Genomic DNA, 17,252 nt, shown 5'->3' on the forward strand with positions numbered 1-17,252 from the left:
CACTTCCATGAGCTCGTCCCGTCCCCCCAAACCGGTCTCGGCCTCCAAGTGCAAGATGACCGAGATCGTCCTCCCCAACGACACGAATGGCCTCGGCAACATGATGGGCGGCCGGCTGCTGCACCTCATGGACAAGTGTGCGGCCATCTCCGCCCAGCGGCACGCCAATCGCGTCTGCGTGACCGCCGCCGTGGATAGCGTCGAGTTTCAGTCGGCCATCCGGGAGGGGGAGGTGGTCGTGATTGAGAGCCATGTCAACCGCGCCTTCCGCACGTCGATGGAGGTGGAGCTCAACGTGTGGGCCGAAAACCCACTCGAAGAGACGCACCGGGCGTGCAACCGCGCCTTCTACACGTACGTGGCCCTGGACGAGGACGGCGGCACGGTGCCCGTCCCGGACGTGGCCCCCAGCACGGACCAGGAGCAGAACCGCTACGAGGCCGCCGCCAAGCGGCGCGACATTCGCCTCGTGCTCGCCGGGCGCAAGGAGCTCGAGGACGCGGCGAGCCTGAAAGAAGACATGCTGACGGCACTACAGCACTCGACGGATGCCCCTGCGTGAACCGACCGGCGCTGCGCCAGGGCATCGCCGAGCCCGGGTACCGGCCCCCATGCTGCTTGTTCTGGCCCTGTTGATTGCCGCCGCTTCTCCGGCCGTGGCCCAGCGACAGCCCGGGGCCCTGGGCGCCGGGTTCCAGGTCGGCCGCCCCGGCGGGCTGGCCCTCAAGTGGTACCGCTCGTCCCCCGTCGTGTACGACGGGATCGTCAGCACCGACGGCGACGACTTTGTCGTTGGTCACGTGCACCGGCTCTGGGAGCGCCCCCTTCCCGATTCCCCCCTTCACCTCTTCGCGGGCCCCGGCGTGGTCGTTGGCCCGTCCCGGCTCGCACAATCCCCCCGTCTGCGCCTCGGCCTGAGTGGGGAGGTTGGACTCAATTTTTACGCCGAACGCTTCGAGGTCTTCTTGCATGTGACGCCCGTCCTCCGGTTCTTGCCCAGTACTCAGGTGTCGGTTGACGCCAATGCCGGCCTCCGCTACTACCTCCGCTTCCCCTGACCCTTGCGCCCCTACTCCTGACGGGCGTCCCGCAACGGCCCCCTATGCTGTTCAACCGCGTTCTCCTTACCGGCGCCAACGGACTGCTCGGGCAGGCCCTGGTCCATCGCCTCAGCCAAAACCGCGAGTACGACGTGCTCGCGACCGCTCGGGACGACGCCCCCCGGTTCGAAAACGGGTCGTGCGGCTACGCCCCGCTCGACGTGACGCAGCCGGACGACGTGGCCCAAATCTTCGAGGACTTTACCCCCAACGTGGTCGTGAACTGCGCCGCGATGACCGACGTGGGCCGGTGCGACGAGCGCCGAAGCGAGGCGTGGGCCGTCAATGCCCGTGCCGTCAAAACACTGGCGAAGCACTGCCGCACCAGCGGGGCCCGCCTCGTGCAGGTCTCGACCGACTTCGTCTTCAACGGCAAACGCGGGCCCTACGACGAACAGGCCCGCCCCGACCCCGTCAACTACTACGGGCGCACCAAGCTGGCGGGCGAAAACGCCGTGCGGGAGGCCGGGCGCGCCAACTGGGCCATTGTGCGCACCGTCCTGCTCTACGGCACGGGCCGGGACCTCCGCCGCTCGAACATTGTCCTCTGGGTTGCCGACCAGCTGTCCCAGGGAGAGTCCCTCCACATCGTCGACGACCAGCATCGCACCCCTACGCACGTCGACGACCTGGCCGACGGCATCGAGCGCCTGCTTCACCACGAGGCGACCGGCATCTATCACGTGTCCGGGGCCGAGATGGTCTCGGTCTACGAGCTGGCCTGTGCGGTGGCGCAGGAATTTGGGCTCGACGCCTCCCTGGTCGAGCCCGTGCCGAGCAGCTTCTTCGAGGACGCCGTGGAGCGCCCCCCGCGCACCGGCTTCGTCATCGACAAGGCCCGGGAGGAACTCGACTACGCCCCACGCCCGCTCGACGCCGGCCTCCGCGACGTGCAGGAGTCCCTGCAGGGCTTCTCCGGCTCGTAACCTGTATCGTTTCCCTCGTCCGTTCCACTCTGGACCCCGCACTCTCATGCTCGACCTCGACACCGTCCGCAACGATCCCCGCCGCGTCAAGGAGGCCCTCCGGGCCAAAGGCATCGGCTCGCCCGACCTCGTCGACACGCTCCTCGAGGTCGACGAGACGCGCCGGTCTGCCATCACGGAGCTGCAGGACGTGCAGTCCCGTCAGAACGAGCTCTCGCAGCAAATCGGGGCCTTGAAGCGAGAGGGCAAGGACGAGGAGGCCGAGGCGATTATCGAAAAGACCGGCCGGATGAAGGAGAAGATCAATCGCCTGAAGGAGGAGGTTCAGGAGGCAGAGGCCCGGCAGGAGGAGCTCGTGCTGGAGCTCCCCAACATTCCGCACCCGAGCGTTCCGGTCGGGGCGGACGAGGACGACAACGAGGTCGAGGCGACGGTCGGCGAGATGCCCGCGTTCGACTTCGACCCGGCGCCGCACTGGGAGCTGGCCGACCGGCACAATCTCGTGGACCTGGAGCGGGGGGCAAAGGTGGCGGGAAGCGGGTTCCCGTTTTACCTCGGCAAGGGGGCTCGGCTCCAGCGGGCCCTCCTGAACTTCTTCTTGGACCGCGCCCGGGAGCGCGGATACACCGAAATGCAGGCCCCGCTCTTCGTCAATCCGGAGAGCGCAAGGGGCACCGGTCAGCTTCCGGACAAGGATGCCCTGATGTACGAGATTCCGCGCGACGACTTCTACCCCATCCCCACCGCCGAGGTGCCCGTCACCAACTTTCACCGGGACGAGATTCTCGCGGCCGACGACCTGCCCCGTCGGTACTGCACCTACTCGCCCTGCTGGCGGCGCGAGGCCGGAAGCTACGGCTCGGACGTGCGCGGCCTCAACCGCCTGCACCAGTTCGACAAGGTCGAGCTCGTGCGGATCGTGCCCCCCGACCAGAGCTACCGCGCGCTCGACGCGCTTCTGCAGGACGCCGAAAGCGCCCTCGACGCCCTCGACCTTCCCTACCGCCGCCTCCTCATGTGCACCGGCGACATGGGCTTCACACAGGCCAAAGTGTACGACCTAGAGGTGTGGAGCGCGGCACAGGAACGCTGGCTGGAAGTGTCCTCCGTCTCCAACTTCGAGGCCTTTCAGGCCCGCCGCGCACAGATCCGCTACCGGCCCGAGCCGGAGGCCAAGCCCGAACTCGTCCACACCCTCAACGGAAGCGGCCTCGCCTTTCCCCGCATCGTGGCGGCCCTCCTCGAAAACAATCAGCAGCCCGACGGCTCCATCGAACTGCCGGCGGCGCTCCACCCGTACACCGGGTTTGCCCGAATCGGGGCCGAAGCGTGATGCGGAACGCGTGTCTCGTGGCGTGATGCGTGACGGAATGCGTGACGGAGGCCCCGAGGATCCCCCACTCTCCGTTCACGCCCTCACCGTTTACGCTTTTCACGCATCATGCCGACAGCGCTCGCTCCGGCTCGCCCTGCAGGAACGCCTCGGCCCGACGAACCATCTCTTCGCTGCCGATGAAGAGCGGCGTGCGCTGGTGAAGCTTGTCCGGCTCCTTTTCCAGGATGCGCCGGTGCCCGTCCGACGCCGCCCCGCCGGCCTGCTCGGCAATGAAGCCCATCGGGTTGGCCTCGTACATCAGGCGAAGCTTCCCCGCCGGACTGCTCTCGGTGGCCGGGTACATGTAGATCCCTCCCTTCAAAAGATTCCGGTGGAAGTCCGACACGAACGAGCCGATGTACCGCGTCTTCGCGGGGCGGTTGGTCTCGGGGTCCTTCTGCTGGAGCCAGTCGAGATAGTCCCGCAGCCCCTCCTCGAAGGAGTGGTAGTAGCCGCTGTTGATCGAGGAGAGCCGCCCTCGGGACGGCGTCTGGATGTCGGGGTGCGACAGCAAAAACTCCCCGATCGACGGATCGAGCGTGAAGCCGTTCACGCCATTCCCGGTCGTGTAGACCAGCATCGTTGAGGAGCCGTAGACGACGTAGCCCGCGGCCACCTGCTCGGTCCCCGGCTGGAGGGCCGCCTCCGGATCCGGCTCCTCCTTTTCGTAGCCGTCCGGCAGCCGGTAGATGCTGAAGATGGTGCCCACCGACACGTTCACGTCAATGTTGGAGGAGCCGTCAAGGGGATCCAGAAGGACGATGTACTTTCCGTCGCCCTCCTTCGAAACGGTGCTCAGGGGGATCGCCTCCGCGTGCTCCTCGGAGCCGATGAGGCAGCACTCCCCGCCCCGCCGCAGCGCCTGCACGAACTCGCGGTGGGCAAGGGCGTCCATCTTCTGCTGGACCTCCCCCTGCACGTTGCGCTCGCCGGTGCTGCCGTACACGTCGAGAAGCCCGGCGCGGCGCATGTCGCGGTTCACGATCTTGGCCGCCAGGCTGATGTCGCGCAGCAGCCGCGAGAACGCCCCGGTGGAGTGTGGAAACGAGTCTTGTCGATCAAGAATGAATTGCTCCAGGGTCTGAAACGTGCCCAGGTCGTCCTCGGGCGCGCCGTCGCCGGCGTGGGATGTGCGATGGGATCCGGTCATGACGTGCGTCGATGGGATGTGAGAGGAAACGTTCGGGAAGCAGGGCTTCCGTGTCCGGAAGATACAAGATTTCGGAAGCGGTTCCAAATGGAAGCGGCCCCCCACTTCTCTTCCGCTAGGCGAGCGCCTCAAGCCCGAGCCGATCCGCGACGCGCCGGGTGTTCGGGGCGTCCGCGGGCCGGTCGTCCAGGTCCGTCAGCAGGCGGTCCAGATCGCGGGGCCGATCCACGTCGTACCACTGCGGGAGCACCGTCACGTCCGCCCCGGTGCCCTCTGCCCGCGACAGGGTCTCCGCAAACACCTGACCGTGACTGTAGCTCATCTCGTCAAACAGCTGCGGGAAGAAGGCGCTCATGCCTAGCAGGTAGAACCCGCCGTCCTCGGTGGGGCCGATGCAGAGCGATCCCGAACCCTGAAGGGCCTGGTCCGCCCGTTGCAGGAACGAACGAGGGAGGGTCGGATGGTCGCTCCCCATCACGAGGACCTGCCCGTAGCCGTCTCCCAGCGTCTCCCGGAAGGCCTGCTCCATGCGGGCCCCGAGCCCGTCCCCCGTCTGCACGTGCACGCCCACCCCGGACGGCACCGCGTCGGGCGCCTCGTCGGGCACCGGCGGGGCCAGGTAGAGCCGCACGTCGGCGTCCAGCCGCAGGACCTGCCGCAGCGTGTCCCGCAGGAAGGCCGTGTAGAGGCGGGCCGCCTCGGCGGCGCTGAGAGCCGGCGTAAGGCGTGTTTTGACCTCTCCCGGACGCGGGACCTTGGCAAAGACGAGAAGGGCAGTGTCCATGGAACGGGAAAATAAAGCGGGGCAACGGATCGTGGGACGCGACGGGAGGCCACACAGCGCCCGCCGTCAGCGCATGCGTTGCAGCGTAGAGTGGAGGGCGTCGAGGGCCTCATCGATGTCCTCCTCGGTCGTCTTCGCCCCCAGCGAGAACCGAACGGCGGCGGCGGCCGTCGGGCGGTCGAGGCCAAGGGCCGTCAGGACGTGACTCGGTTCCAGCGCGCCGCTGGTGCAGGCCGACCCGGCCGAGACGAGTATGCCCTGCATGTCCAGATTCAGAATCAACATCTCCCCGTCGAGGGGCTCGTCCCCGACCGGCGGAAAGGCCACGTTCACGACGTGAGGCGCAATGGGGGCCTCGTCCAGCGGCGTGTTACAGACGTACGGCCCGGGCACCGCGTCGTCGAGCCCCTCCACGAGCCGCCGCTGGAGCCGCGACAGCCGTGCCGCCCGTTCTTCCGCCTCCGCCGTGGCCCGCTCCAGCGCCTCCGCCAGCCCGATGGCCCCGGCCACGTTCTGGGTGCCGCCCCGGCGGTCGCGCTCCTGGGAGCCCCCCTCGACGAGCGGGCCGAGATCGACGCCGTTCCGGACGTACAACACGCCGATCCCCTTCGGCCCGTAGAACTTGTGACCGGAGAGGGAAAGCAGGTCCACGCCGAGCGCCCCCACGTCGAGCGGCTGCAGGCCTGCCGCCTGCACGGCATCGCAGTGCAGCAGCACGTCGTGCGCGTTGCAGACCGACGCCACGGCCGGAATGTCGGTCTGCACCCCAATTTCGTTGTTCGTGTGCATGAGGGACACGAGGGCGGTGTCCTCGTCGAGCGCCGCCTCCACCTGCTCGGGGGTGACGGCGCCGTGGGCGTCCGGCGACAGCAGGGTCACGGGCCGCCCCTGCTCCATCATGCGCCGGGCCGGCTCCAGGACGGCCTTGTGCTCGGCGGCGGAGGTGACCAGGCCGGCGTCCTCCCCATTGGTCGACGCTGCACTCAGCGCGCCCTTGAGGGCCAGGTTGTCGGCCTCGGTGCCGCCGCTGGTGAAGACAATCTCGCTCGACTCGGCCCCCAAACAGCCTGCGACGCGCTCTCGGGCCCCCTCCATCGCGACGCGGGCCTGCCGCCCCAGCTGATGCACCGACGACGCGTTCCCGTATTCCTCCAGCAGGTACGGTTTCATCACCTCGAAGACCTCGGGGTCGAGGGGCGTGGTGGCGGCGTGATCGAGGTAGACGCGCTCCATCAAACGGAGTAGATCGGTGCATCGAGGGACGATAGGGCCTGCGAAAGCACTCAGGAACCTGTTCAACGAGGCAGTGGGTCGGCTGATTCGGACGCGACAGGGACACGCTTTACGTAGTTCGTCGCCCCTGCCGACGAACAATTTCACGCATCGGCGTTTTCATCCGGCACCATTTTGACTTCACACTCGGTCCAGCCCCCTTCCTCCCACCAGCATTGCTGCCCCATGGACAAACTCGTCGTCCGCGGAGAGTCGTCTCTTCAAGGCCCCCTCACCGTGAGCGGATCGAAAAACACAGCCCTTCCGCTCATGGCCGCTACCCTTCTGGCAAAGGGCCCTTCGACCATCACCAACGTACCGGACCTGCGGGACGTGCGCACCTTTTCGAAGGTCATTCGGCACGGGGGCCCGGCGGTCGCCTTCGATGCCGACGCCCACACCCTCTCGGTGGACGCGACCACCATCGAGACGCCGGTGGCGCCCTACGAGCTGGTCAAGAAGATGCGGGCCTCCTTCTACATGCTCGGCGCGCTCCTGGGGCGCTGCGGGACGGCCAAGGTGTCCCTCCCCGGAGGCTGCGCGTGGGGGCCCCGACCGGTCGACCTGCACATTGAGGGCATGAAGCAGTTCGGGGCCGATATTGAGCTGGACGAGGGCTACGTGCACGCCTCCACCCCAAACGGCGGGCTCGCGGGCGGCACCGTCCGGCTGGAGCCCGTGAGCGTGGGGGCCACCATCAACCTTCTGCTCGCCGCCGTGACGGCCCAGGGCGGCTCCAAGATTGAGAACGCGGCCAAGGAGCCAGACGTGGTGGCCTTCGGGCGCGCCCTGCAGGAGATGGGGGCTCAGATCGACGGCCTCGGCACCCGGACGATCGAGGTGCAGGGCGTCGACGCGCTCAACGCGGGCGCCTTCCGCAACACGCCCGACCGCATCGAGCTGGGCACCTTCATCCTCATGGCCGCGACCGCCGCCGAGCCCGGCCGCCCCGTCGACATCCACGAGGGCACCCACGAGCACCTGGGCCCGGTCTTCAAGGAAAAGCTGGCCGAAACGGGGGTCGACGTGTCCTACGGCGACGAGACCGTCACCGTCACGCGCCCCGAGACGCTCCGTCCGGTTTCCGTCGAGACGTCCCCCTTCCCCGGCTTCGCGACCGACCTGCAGGCACAGTGGACCGTCTTGCTCAGCCGCACCGACGGCACGGCCACAGTGACGGACACGATCTACGACGACCGGTTCAAGCACGTGCCGGAACTGCAGCGCCTCGGCATGGAGATCGAGGTGGACGGAAACGCGGCGACAATCCATGGGGGCGCGCCGCTGAAGGGGGCCAAGGTCATGAGCACGGACCTGCGGGCCGGCGTTTCCCTCGTGATGGCCGGCATGCTCGCCGAGGGCCGCACGGACGTTCTCCGCGTCTACCACCTCGACCGCGGGTACGAAGACCTCGAAGACAAGCTCCGCGGCGCCGGAGTCTCCATCCACCGCGAGGCGTACGACGAGTTTGCGGAGCCGGACCGGGCCCCCGCTCAGGACGGGTAACTCGCGTTCGCGGCTTTTCCTTGGGGCCGCGAGGTGCGCCTACACAGGAGCGGGCGTCAAAACGAGGCGTTGACCTGCACGCGCACCGTATGGATCGGATCGGTCGTGGCCGGGGCGCGTCCGTCGTAGTTCAGCGTGGCACGGAGGCGGTCCGTAAACGCGTACTGCCCCTGCAGCCCCCAGAGCAGCGAGGTGCCGGGCCCGCGTCCATCGGTCAGTTCGAACTGCGCCCGCCCGACAGCCGTCCCGTTGAGGTCGACCCGCGCCACCTCGGCGTTCGCCGCAAGCCGCAGGCGCCCCGCGCGGCGCCACGTCAGCTCGAGCGGCACCGTGTACAGGTCGACGCGACGCCCCTTCGCCCGGTCCCGCTTTCGGGCATAGACCCCCGCCAGCGTCACGTCGAGCGCAGGACGGGGCTGGTACGAGACGCTGGGCCGCATTCGGAGCGTGCGGATGTCGAAACTACGGGCCTCGTCGAAGGCCTCGCTCTGCACCCGGTCGCGTTCCGCCGTGCCCGTCGCCCGGAGCTGCCAGGACGACGCCGGGCGGAGCCGTCCCTCCACCTTCCACCGGTTCAGGAACCGCCGCTCGCCCCCCGCGGCGCGCTCCGTAAGGCCCCGCACCTGCCGCCAGGAGGCATCCAGGCCGTATCCCCGCTGCGTCCGAAACACCTCCAGGCGCTGCTCAAGCCGCAGTGCGCCGTCGGTCGTGCGCCCCGGGCGCCGAAATTCATCCGGATCCAGCCGGTAGAGGGCCGTGGGAGTGTCGGTCCGGCTCTGCTCACGGACCTGGACGCGCGTCTCCGCGGTGACCCGGCGCAGTCCCTCCTTCCACCACGCGTCCCCGTCCGGCCACAAGCGCCGGGGGCGCAGCGCGAGGCGGGTGCGCAGTTGGAGATCAACGACGGACTCGAGCGTGTCGGACGGCACGAAGCGCTGCACGTACGTGCCCTCGTTGGGGGTTGTCTCCGGAACGAACTCGTCGACCTGCTGCACGCCATCGTCGTTGGCGTCGCGCCACACGTACTGCCCCCGCTCGGGCGAGGTCTGGACGTACACCTCGCGCTGAATGGGGGTGCGCTCGGTCGCCGCGTCGTAGAACAGCCGCGCGTCGACCGCCCGGTCCAGCGGCCGGGCGCGGCCGTCGATCCGCATGAGAACCGACTCGGTCTCGCGCCGCTGCTCGGTGCGGCGGAAGACATCGGTGACGTCGCGGCGTCGCAGCCCGCCCTCCACCGACACCCGGTAGGGCGCCTGCGGGTCGAGGGCGAGCTCTGTCTGGGCCGTCCACGTCCGCGACGCGTCGCGAAACGAACCGTCCACCACGCCCTGCTCGGTGCGGCGCTCCAGGCTGGCGGACGCCTCGACGGGCCCGTTGGCGTACGACAGCCCGGGCCGAACCTCCAGAAACCGAACCGACCCGGCCGTCAGGCTGTCCGTGCCTCGCGCTCGCTGGCGGCGGCGCTCCCGCCGTACGTCGAGCCGCGGCTCCAGGCGCCCGTCCCAGAGCGGCTGGCGCACCGTGGCCGCCTGCCGCCGCCAGGCCCCCTCGACCTCCGCGGAGCGATCGGTGCTGGTGATGGAGACGGCCTGGAGTGACAGGCGGGGCCATCCGGGCTCCTGGACGGAGAGCCTCCCCCGCCGCCGCCACGCCTCGAAGGCCGATCCGACCGTCAGCCGGCCGCCACCGGCCTCCAGGGACGAATCCCGTCCCCAATCGACGCTCACCTGCCCTTCGTCCACCGTTTCGTCGCCGCGATCTAGAAGGCGGTCCGGGAGCCCCGACCCGCCGCGCGAAAGATTCCACCGCCGCCCGTATTCGATGGGACGCGTCTGGTCGAACGTGACAAAGTTCTGGCCCCGCTCGCGGCGCCGCACCCGGCCCGATACCGTTCCGAGCGTCGTGCCTGCGACCTCCATCCTCATCGGGGCGACCCGCACCCCGGCCGTGTACGCCCGGCCCCGATCGTCGCCCGCATCGCGCCCCGAGAACCGATTTTGATCGTTTAGCGACCCGGCCCACTCCCCAAACACCTCGACACCAGCCACCGGCTCGACCGAGCCGGTCAGGTCGACGAGGCGCTGTCGGGTCGGGGCCGGAAGCGGTTGAACGGGGGCGTAGGCCCCGCCCCCCGGCCCTGCATACGCGTAGACAACCCCGTTCGTCTCGGCCCCGGCGCGCTGGTAGTCTCCCTCTCCGGCCCCCACTCGCGTGAAGCGGACCCGGAAGACCGGGGCCTCCGGGGGCGGCGCGTCCTCCACGGCCACGAAGATCGTGTCCTGCGTCCCGTCGGGCGACGCGATCGGCTCGCGGCGGTAATGGACGTAGGGCGCATCCGAATCGAACTCCACGCGGCGCGCCCCGCTCCGAACCGCCGACGCGTCCCCGGCCCGCGCGAGGCGGAGCGAGTCCTGGCGGGACAGGTCGAAGGCCGTCTGAAAGTCGCGGCCGTCGGCCTGCCGGACGACCGTGGCCCCCACGTTGACCCGGGCGTCGCCGTCGCGTCCCCGCCACGCCCCCGCCGTTGCCCGCCCGCCGACCAGCGTCCGCGTGAACTGCGTGGTCGAGTACTGAAACTCGACGGCAATGCGCCGGTCGTCCGTGATGAGGCGGTCGGCGGTAAATGTGATCTCGGCCTGCGTGTAGTCGATCACGTAGTCCTCGGTTCGGCCGCGCGTAAGGCGCTCGCCGTCCAGAAAGACGCGCTCCGACCCCGCGACGACGATGATGGCCTCCTCCCCATTCGCTCCCCGAAGGCGATACGGCCCCTGAACCCCGTCGGTCGGCGCGATGTCCTGCGTGCGGAACTGCCCCCGGCTCACCGCCCCGAAGGCGGTGACCTCCCCCTCCGCCAGCCCGGCGGCCGCGCCCAGCCCGTCGCTCTCGACAGAAACGCCCTGCACCTTCTGCGAAAACGGGCCGAACGTCCCACCGTCGAGATCCACGTCCACGTCCCCGAGGCGAGCCCTGCCCTGGGGGGCCTCCACCGATAGAAAGACACGGTCGAAGTCTTGAAGGCGCTGGGTCGTGCCCTCGGGCTGGATGGGCGTGTTCTCGTCGGTGAGCAGGGCCTGGACGAACACGCTGTCGGCCACCTCGCCCTGCAGTTGCATGCGGAGCCCCGACTCCACGCTCACGTCGCGCTGCGTGCCGCCCACCACGCCCCGCGAGATGGAGCCGCTCCGCTGAATGTCAATGCCGTCGAAGGGATCGAACCCAGTGGTGTCGGGCCGATTCTCCTCCACGACCACCGTCGCCGAGTCCGCCGCGGCACTCGTGTCCGGGGCCCGGCGGCGATACACCTCCTCGAAGGCGAACGGATACGTCCGGTAGCGGGCGAACAGGGTGTCGCGGGCCCCGAGGAGGTCGTCCCGACGCACCCACAACCGCCCGGTTCGCGCCTCGATCCGGTACTCGGACGTATCGAGGCGGGTCGGGCCGACCCGAATTGTCTCGCTGCCCGGCAGCACAAACCGGCGTAGCTGATACGGCTGCGGCTGAAAGGTGTCAATCGTGTCTCGGTGACGCCCAAGGTCCCTCAGCACCTGCGTCGTGTCCTGCGCCGCCGCCTCGCCCAGGAGCAGCCCCCCTACGCCACACAGCAGCAGCACCCGAACAATCGACGGAGCGTACGACACGAGCGGTACCGCGCCAGCGGAACGAAACGAGCATTAGTGATTCCCCGAGCGACGCTGCTTCCCGACGACGTTCGTCTTTCTGCCGCTACCAGGCCGGGCGCCGAAGCAGCCGCGTTTCGGTAAGCAGGTACGCGCGGTCCTGGTACACGGCCACGTCAACGAGCGGCTCGCCGAGGTCGACCGTGTGCTCCGCGACGACACCCACCGCCCGGTTCCACACGAGGACGCGGCGCGGGCAGACGATCCACAGCCGGCCGCGATGGACGGCGAGGGCCTGCACGGCGGCCGGGGCGAGTCCGGGCACGCGACGGCGAAACGTGCCGACGGCATCGTAGATGAGCACCGCTTCGCGACCGGCGTCGGCCACGTACAGGCGGCGGTCCGGCCCCAGGGCCAACGCAACCGGATCCTGCAGCCGCCCTCCTCGCCCAGACACGACGGCCTGCACCTGCCCTACGTCACTCCACTTCCAAACTTGGCGGTTGCGCGAATCGAGCACGAACACGGCCCCCTCGTCGTCCCGCGCCACCCCGATTGGCCGCCCATCGCCCTGGACCGAGGCCCCTCCTTGTCCGTCCCGAACGGTCCACTCCCCGGCCGTCCGCCGCCCGGCCTGCCCGACGGGCAGCGACTCGAGATACTGCCCCTCCGTCGACAACCGCTGGACGCGACCGTTGTAGGTGTCGGCCACGAGGAGAGTTTGTCCGTTCGTCGGATCGATGGCCGAGGGCGTGTCGAACGTGCCCGGTCGCGTGCCCGTCCCGCCCAGCACATCCCGGCGGGTGCCATCGGCCTCAAAAATGCCTACCACGTCACGCCCCGCGTCCGCAACGTAGAGACGCCCTCGCGGATCAACGGCGAGCGCCCGTGCTTCCTCAAACTGCGCGAGGACCGTTCCCGCTGCGCGGTCCGTCCCCTGCGCATGCGCCAGCCCTACGGTCCATACGCCTCCGCCCCCCCACAGAAGCAGGACCCCGAGCCCAGCACACAGCAGATGGCGGCAACGCATACACACAGGGGGACCTACGATGCATTTAGGTGAGCCAGCCCCTTCTCGCCAATATCGCGGCGGTAGGTCTTGCCCGCAAACTCGACGCGGTCGACACCGTCGTACGCCCGATCGAGGGCCGCCGGCAGGTCTCGTCCGGTGGCGGTGACGCCGAGCACGCGGCCCCCGCCGGTCACGAGCGTCCCCTCCGGCGTGAGCCGGGTGCCGGCGTGGATGACCGACACGTCCTCGAGGGCCTCCGCGTCCCCAACCCCGGCAATCTCAAAGCCCGTCTCGTAGTCGGTCGGGTATCCGTCCGAGGCGAGCACGACGCAGGCCGCCGCTCCGGGCGTGGTCCGGAGGTTGCCGCCCTGCAGGTCGCCCTCCGCGAGGTTCCGGAAGAGCGCGGCCAGGTCCGACTCCACGAGCGGAAGCACGACCTGGGCCTCGGGATCGCCGAGGCGGCAGTTGTACTCGACCACCTTCGGCCCCTCCTCCGTGATCATGAGGCCGCAGTAGAGCACCCCGCGGTACGGCGTGCCCTCCTCCTGCATGCCCTGAAGGGTCGGCTCGATGATCTCGCGGCAGATGCGGGAGAGCAGCGCTCCGTCCACGATCGGGGCCGGGGCAAACGCGCCCATGCCCCCTGTATTCGGGCCGGTGCCGCCCTCCCCGATGGGCTTGTGGTCCTGGGACGGCGGGAGAAGAACGTAGTGCGCCCCGTCGGTGAGGGCCAGGACGCTCACCTCCTCCCCGTCCATCTTTTCCTCGATCACGACCTGATCGCCCGCCGCCCCGAAGGCCCGCTGGTTTGCGATCTGGCCCAGCGCGTCGTGGGCCTCGTCCAGGGTGGAGCACACGAAGGCGCCCTTCCCGCCCGCCAGGCCGTCCGCCTTCACCACGACCGGGGCCCCCACCGCATCGAGGTGGGCCGCCGCGTCGTCGGCCTCTTCCGCGTCAAACACCCGGAACGATGCCGTTGGCACGTCGTGGCGCGCCATGAATTGATCGGCGAAGGCCTTGCTGCCCTCCAGCTGCGCGGCCGTCTTCGTGGGCCCCACGATGGGCAGCCCGGCCGCCTCAAACCGGTCGACGATGCCCGTCACGAGCGGCCGCTCGGGCCCCACCAGGGTCAGATCGATGGCCTCCGTCTCCGCAAAGTCGACCAGCCCGTCCAGGTCGGTCGCCTCCAGGCCCACGTTTGTGGCCTTCTGGGCCGTGCCGGGGTTGCCGGGCGCGGCGAACAGGGCGGACACCTGATCGCTCTGGGCCAGGGCCTTCACGAGCGCGTGCTCTCGTCCTCCACTTCCGACTATGAGGATTCGCATACGGTTTTTGATGACTGACCGGGAAGAACCAGTTACACTGAAACCTCCCCCCTCGCCGCGCCGTGCGGCAGGATCCATTTCAACATAGGTGACGGCTCCCACTGATGCACACGCTCCTGTCTCATTTTGCCTCCTGGGGATCCCAGACGCGTTTTCGCCAACGCGGTCTGCGGGCCGCCTTCGCCCTTCTCCTCGGCGGGATAGTGGGGCTGACGGCGGCGCCGGCGGCCGGGCAGGCGTTTCCAGGGGCCCTGGACGAGCCCGCCATCAACCTCCGGCTGTATCCCCTCGCCACGTGGAGCCCACGGGTCGGTGGGGGCGCCGGGGCCGGACTCGTCGTGCATCACCTGGGGCGTCGGCACGCACAGGCCCTCCTCACCGCAGCGCCCGCCCGGCACGAACAGGTGGCCACCGCGGCCTGGGCCAGTGCCAATCCCGAGCGGGCCCGCCAGTATGTGCTGGTGAATGCCCGGGGCCTCCACACGAACCGGGACTGGTTTTATGGACTCGGGCCTAGGTCGTCGTCCGACGCCCGGCAGCCCATCGAACGCTCCGCCGCCCGGGTCCGCATTCGGGCCGGACAGCACTTTCTCGACCGGCGACTGCTCCTCCAGCCCCACGTCGGCCTCTCGGCCCACCGGGTCGATCGCGTTCCATCCCCCGCGGATCCGAGCCTGGACGCGGCGTCCCGGCGGCACCTCCGGCAACTGGCGAGCAGTCGGATCGGCCCGTTGGCCCCGAGCCATACCGCCCTGCGCGTGGGGGTCGATGTGCAGTACGACACCCGTTCCCCTCGTCCTCGGCCCACGCGCGGCCTGCTCCTAGACGGCGGCTGGGAGCGATACGGGGCGGTCTCCTCCTTCGTGCAGTACGATCGCCTGGACCTCAGCGCCGAAGGATTGGTGCCCCTCGGCGGCGCGCATCACCTGGTGGGACGGCTGTCCCTAGCCCGCACTGTCACGCGCGGCGAGGCGTCGGTCCCCTACTACCTGCGCCCGATGCTCGACGGCACCCAGGTCCCCGGGTTGGCTCGGCACCGCTTCGTCGACTCCGACCGCCTGATCGGCAGCATGCTATACCGCTTTCCGCTCGCCCAGCCCCTACGTGTGCTTCGCCTTGGCGGCCACGTGGGCCTTCACGCCGCGAGCGTGTACGACGACGTGTTTGCCGACGCGGCGCTTGACCTCACGTTTGACGACGCCGCAGACGTGGGGGAGGCGTCCGTGCCCCTGCGGCCGGCCGCGTCCGTCGGGCTTCGGATGGGGCTCTCGTTTCGCGCGGTGCCTGCACTCGACCTGGCGCTCGGCGTCGGCCCGGAAGGGGTGACGGGCGTCCGGTTTGCCCTGCACCAGGACCTGCAGGCCCTGCGTCCGCCCCACCATCAGTTGCGCCAGCCGTAAGCCGGCGCTCCTCGTCCACTCGGCCGCCCCGTCGATCCTCCCGTTTTTCATGCCGCCCGTCCTCGTTGCTATTCTCTCCGGCCTCGTCGCAGCGTATGCGCTTCTGGCAGGGGCCGCGGCCCTGGGCTTTCTCGCCGCCCGGCGCGGGTCGCCGCCGAGCGCGCCTGCCGAGTGGCCGTCCGTCGCAATCGTCCCCGCCCGCGACGAGGATGCGGGACGCCTCCGGGACGCCGTGCAGTCCTGCGCGTACCCCACCGACCGCATTGCGGTCGCGCGGCCCGGTGGGCCGGTCCCGGGCGACGTCACCCTGACCCTTCCCGCCGGGGCCGACGCCCCGCCCACCTGGCCGCGGTCGATGGTGCGGCACAGCCGGGCCGACGCGCCCGTCGTGATGGGCCCCACGCTGGTGGAGCACGACGACCTGTTCCTGCCCCGCCTGGAGGCCCTCCAGCACCTGGGCCGCCTGACGCTCCTCGGCGGGGCCGCGCATCTGGGCCTTCCCCTGGGCCCCGGCACGGCCAACCGGGCCCTCGACGCCAAATCGCGGCCCCCCGGCTCGACGTCCCCCAAGGCCTCTGTGCCGCCCGCCCCTCTCGCCCCCGCTACGGCCGCCTTCAATCCCGAGCCGGAGGCCGCCGTGACGCGTCCCCCTGCGGATTCGTTCGTCGATCTTCTCCGGAACCAGGCCGAGTGGTTCCGCGAGGCGATCCGCGCGCCGTCCCGGGTCGTGCAGGCCCAGGCCGTGGGGCTCTGGCTGGTCCACGCCGCACTGCTTGCCTGTTGTGCCGCCGCCCTCGCGCTGCCCGCATGGCGCCAGCCCACCCTCCTCGCCCTCCTCGGCAAGATGGGCGCGGACGTGGTGCTCGCCCTTCCGGCCGCGTCCCACTTCGGGCAGCGCCAACTGCTCCGGTCCACCGTCGCGACCGTCCTGATGCTGGTGCTCTCTCTCCCCCTCGCAGGCGGATGGGCCCTGGTGGCGCCGTCACGAGGGCGGCAGGCCGGACGGAACGCCCATGATGAAATACGAGCGTCCTGACCCACCTGCTCGACTCGCGCACCAAATCCCGTCGCACGCCCCCCGCAATGCGCTTCCTCATTCCCTACCTGGCCACCCACGGCCCACGCCCGTTCCACCGCTTCGTTCCGGACCTCCTCTGGCGGGTCGAGGCGGGGGCTAAGACCGCGTACCTCACCTTCGACGACGGCCCGACCGAGGAGCTCACGGACGACCTGCTCGACCTGCTCGCGCAGTACGACGCGCAGGCCACCCACTTCCTCGTCGGCCAGAACGCGGACCGGCACCCAGGCCGTGCCCGCGCCATTGCTCGGGCCGGGCACCTCGTCGGCAACCACACCTATACCCACGTCGACCCCTGGTCCGTGCCCCACGAGCAGCTGCAGAGTGAGGTCGCCCGCACCACGCGGCGGCTGCAGTCCCTCACGCAAACCCGGCTCCGGGCGCTCCGCCCGCCCTACGGCCACCCCACGCAGGGGCTCCGCCGGTGGTGTGCGGCCCAGAACCAACGGATGGTGATGTGGGACGTGATGCCGGGCGACTACCTGAAGACCGCCCGGGCCCAGCGGGTGGCCCACTTCGTGGTGCGCCACGTGCGCCCCGGCTCCGTCATTGTCCTCCACGACAATCCCGTCTGCGAGGACGTCACCCTCCCGGCCCTGGCGACCATTCTCCGCACGCTTTCCGCCGAGGGCTGGACGTTTGACGCGCTCTGACGGCGTTCTCCCACACAGACGTAGGGACATGCCTGGCGGGACGACACGGGGTCG

At 69.8% G+C, this 17,252-nt stretch carries 14 protein-coding genes; 8 read left to right on the forward strand and 6 right to left on the reverse strand.

Translation table 11 applies throughout. From position 1 onward, the window contains the following. Positions 1-7: 7 nt before the first annotated feature. Genes OJA40_RS02595 through serS form a run of 4 tightly spaced genes read left to right on the forward strand, consistent with a single transcriptional unit; the run spans position 8 to position 3,359 of the window. A complete protein-coding gene (locus tag OJA40_RS02595; protein ID WP_208427026.1) occupies positions 8-562 on the forward strand; it encodes an acyl-CoA thioesterase in 555 nt (184 codons plus the stop codon). Positions 563-611: 49 nt separating this feature from the next. After that, the gene (locus tag OJA40_RS02600) at positions 612-1,058 is read left to right on the forward strand and encodes an RNA polymerase subunit sigma-54 (RefSeq protein WP_263791239.1); all 447 of its coding nucleotides are present in this window, start codon (positions 612-614) and stop codon (positions 1,056-1,058) included. Positions 1,059-1,102: 44 nt separating this feature from the next. Further along, positions 1,103-2,026: a dTDP-4-dehydrorhamnose reductase gene (rfbD, locus tag OJA40_RS02605; protein ID WP_208427025.1), complete on the forward strand. Its 924-nt coding sequence runs from the start codon at positions 1,103-1,105 to the stop codon at positions 2,024-2,026. Between the two features lie 46 nt (positions 2,027-2,072). Continuing rightward, positions 2,073-3,359: a serine--tRNA ligase gene (gene serS / locus OJA40_RS02610; RefSeq protein ID WP_208427024.1), complete on the forward strand. Its 1,287-nt coding sequence runs from the start codon at positions 2,073-2,075 to the stop codon at positions 3,357-3,359. Positions 3,360-3,465: 106 nt separating this feature from the next. Here the strand turns inward: serS and fbp are convergent, their stop codons facing one another. The 3 genes from fbp to OJA40_RS02625 form a co-directional block, all read right to left on the reverse strand. After that, positions 3,466-4,551, reverse strand: coding sequence for a class 1 fructose-bisphosphatase (fbp, locus tag OJA40_RS02615; RefSeq protein ID WP_208427023.1), 1,086 nt, complete (start codon positions 4,549-4,551; stop codon positions 3,466-3,468). Positions 4,552-4,666: 115 nt separating this feature from the next. After that, positions 4,667-5,335 (reverse strand): TIGR04282 family arsenosugar biosynthesis glycosyltransferase, encoded by a 669-nt coding sequence (locus OJA40_RS02620; RefSeq protein ID WP_208427022.1) that lies wholly within the window; start codon positions 5,333-5,335, stop codon positions 4,667-4,669. A gap of 66 nt (positions 5,336-5,401) precedes the next feature. Continuing rightward, on the reverse strand, positions 5,402-6,568 hold the full coding sequence (locus OJA40_RS02625; protein ID WP_208427021.1) for a cysteine desulfurase family protein: 1,167 nt from the start codon (positions 6,566-6,568) through the stop codon (positions 5,402-5,404). A gap of 225 nt (positions 6,569-6,793) precedes the next feature. Here OJA40_RS02625 and murA point away from each other — a divergent pair, with 225 nt between their 5' ends. Continuing rightward, positions 6,794-8,113, forward strand: a complete 1,320-nt coding sequence (gene murA / locus OJA40_RS02630) for a UDP-N-acetylglucosamine 1-carboxyvinyltransferase (protein WP_263809066.1) — start codon at positions 6,794-6,796, stop codon at positions 8,111-8,113. Between the two features lie 56 nt (positions 8,114-8,169). Here the strand turns inward: murA and OJA40_RS02635 are convergent, their stop codons facing one another. The 3 genes from OJA40_RS02635 to purD form a co-directional block, all read right to left on the reverse strand. Continuing rightward, the gene (locus OJA40_RS02635; RefSeq protein WP_263809891.1) at positions 8,170-11,751 is read right to left on the reverse strand and encodes a hypothetical protein; all 3,582 of its coding nucleotides are present in this window, start codon (positions 11,749-11,751) and stop codon (positions 8,170-8,172) included. Between the two features lie 85 nt (positions 11,752-11,836). After that, on the reverse strand, positions 11,837-12,760 hold the full coding sequence (locus OJA40_RS02640; RefSeq protein ID WP_208427569.1) for an NHL repeat-containing protein: 924 nt from the start codon (positions 12,758-12,760) through the stop codon (positions 11,837-11,839). Positions 12,761-12,774: 14 nt separating this feature from the next. Beyond that, positions 12,775-14,067: a phosphoribosylamine--glycine ligase gene (gene purD, locus OJA40_RS02645; protein WP_208427568.1), complete on the reverse strand. Its 1,293-nt coding sequence runs from the start codon at positions 14,065-14,067 to the stop codon at positions 12,775-12,777. A 104-nt stretch (positions 14,068-14,171) separates the two neighbouring features. Here purD and OJA40_RS02650 point away from each other — a divergent pair, with 104 nt between their 5' ends. Genes OJA40_RS02650 through OJA40_RS02660 form a run of 3 tightly spaced genes read left to right on the forward strand, consistent with a single transcriptional unit; the run spans position 14,172 to position 17,198 of the window. After that, positions 14,172-15,467, forward strand: a complete 1,296-nt coding sequence (locus OJA40_RS02650) for a BamA/TamA family outer membrane protein (RefSeq protein ID WP_208427567.1) — start codon at positions 14,172-14,174, stop codon at positions 15,465-15,467. A gap of 49 nt (positions 15,468-15,516) precedes the next feature. Beyond that, positions 15,517-16,503 (forward strand): hypothetical protein, encoded by a 987-nt coding sequence (locus OJA40_RS02655; RefSeq protein ID WP_263809892.1) that lies wholly within the window; start codon positions 15,517-15,519, stop codon positions 16,501-16,503. A gap of 47 nt (positions 16,504-16,550) precedes the next feature. Beyond that, positions 16,551-17,198, forward strand: coding sequence for a polysaccharide deacetylase family protein (locus tag OJA40_RS02660; protein ID WP_208427360.1), 648 nt, complete (start codon positions 16,551-16,553; stop codon positions 17,196-17,198). The last annotated feature ends 54 nt before the right edge of the window (positions 17,199-17,252 follow it).

It is taken from the genome of Salinibacter pepae (assembly GCF_947077775.1).
Lineage (GTDB): Bacteria > Bacteroidota > Rhodothermia > Rhodothermales > Salinibacteraceae > Salinibacter > Salinibacter pepae.

Excerpts from the sequence above, each read along its gene's own strand:
- OJA40_RS02640 (WP_208427569.1), bottom strand. The coding sequence starts at position 12,760 with ATGCGTTGCCGCCATCTGCTGTGTGCTGGGCTCGGGGTCCTGCTTCTG.
- fbp (WP_208427023.1), bottom strand. The coding sequence starts at position 4,551 with ATGACCGGATCCCATCGCACATCCCACGCCGGCGACGGCGCGCCCGAG.
- serS (WP_208427024.1), top strand. The coding sequence starts at position 2,073 with ATGCTCGACCTCGACACCGTCCGCAACGATCCCCGCCGCGTCAAGGAG.
- OJA40_RS02625 (WP_208427021.1), bottom strand. The coding sequence starts at position 6,568 with ATGGAGCGCGTCTACCTCGATCACGCCGCCACCACGCCCCTCGACCCC.
- OJA40_RS02655 (WP_263809892.1), top strand. The coding sequence starts at position 15,517 with ATGCCGCCCGTCCTCGTTGCTATTCTCTCCGGCCTCGTCGCAGCGTAT.
- OJA40_RS02620 (WP_208427022.1), bottom strand. The coding sequence starts at position 5,335 with ATGGACACTGCCCTTCTCGTCTTTGCCAAGGTCCCGCGTCCGGGAGAG.
- rfbD (WP_208427025.1), top strand. The coding sequence starts at position 1,103 with ATGCTGTTCAACCGCGTTCTCCTTACCGGCGCCAACGGACTGCTCGGG.
- OJA40_RS02600 (WP_263791239.1), top strand. The coding sequence starts at position 612 with ATGCTGCTTGTTCTGGCCCTGTTGATTGCCGCCGCTTCTCCGGCCGTG.
- OJA40_RS02595 (WP_208427026.1), top strand. The coding sequence starts at position 8 with ATGAGCTCGTCCCGTCCCCCCAAACCGGTCTCGGCCTCCAAGTGCAAG.
- OJA40_RS02650 (WP_208427567.1), top strand. The coding sequence starts at position 14,172 with ATGCACACGCTCCTGTCTCATTTTGCCTCCTGGGGATCCCAGACGCGT.
- murA (WP_263809066.1), top strand. The coding sequence starts at position 6,794 with ATGGACAAACTCGTCGTCCGCGGAGAGTCGTCTCTTCAAGGCCCCCTC.
- OJA40_RS02660 (WP_208427360.1), top strand. The coding sequence starts at position 16,551 with ATGCGCTTCCTCATTCCCTACCTGGCCACCCACGGCCCACGCCCGTTC.
- purD (WP_208427568.1), bottom strand. The coding sequence starts at position 14,067 with ATGCGAATCCTCATAGTCGGAAGTGGAGGACGAGAGCACGCGCTCGTG.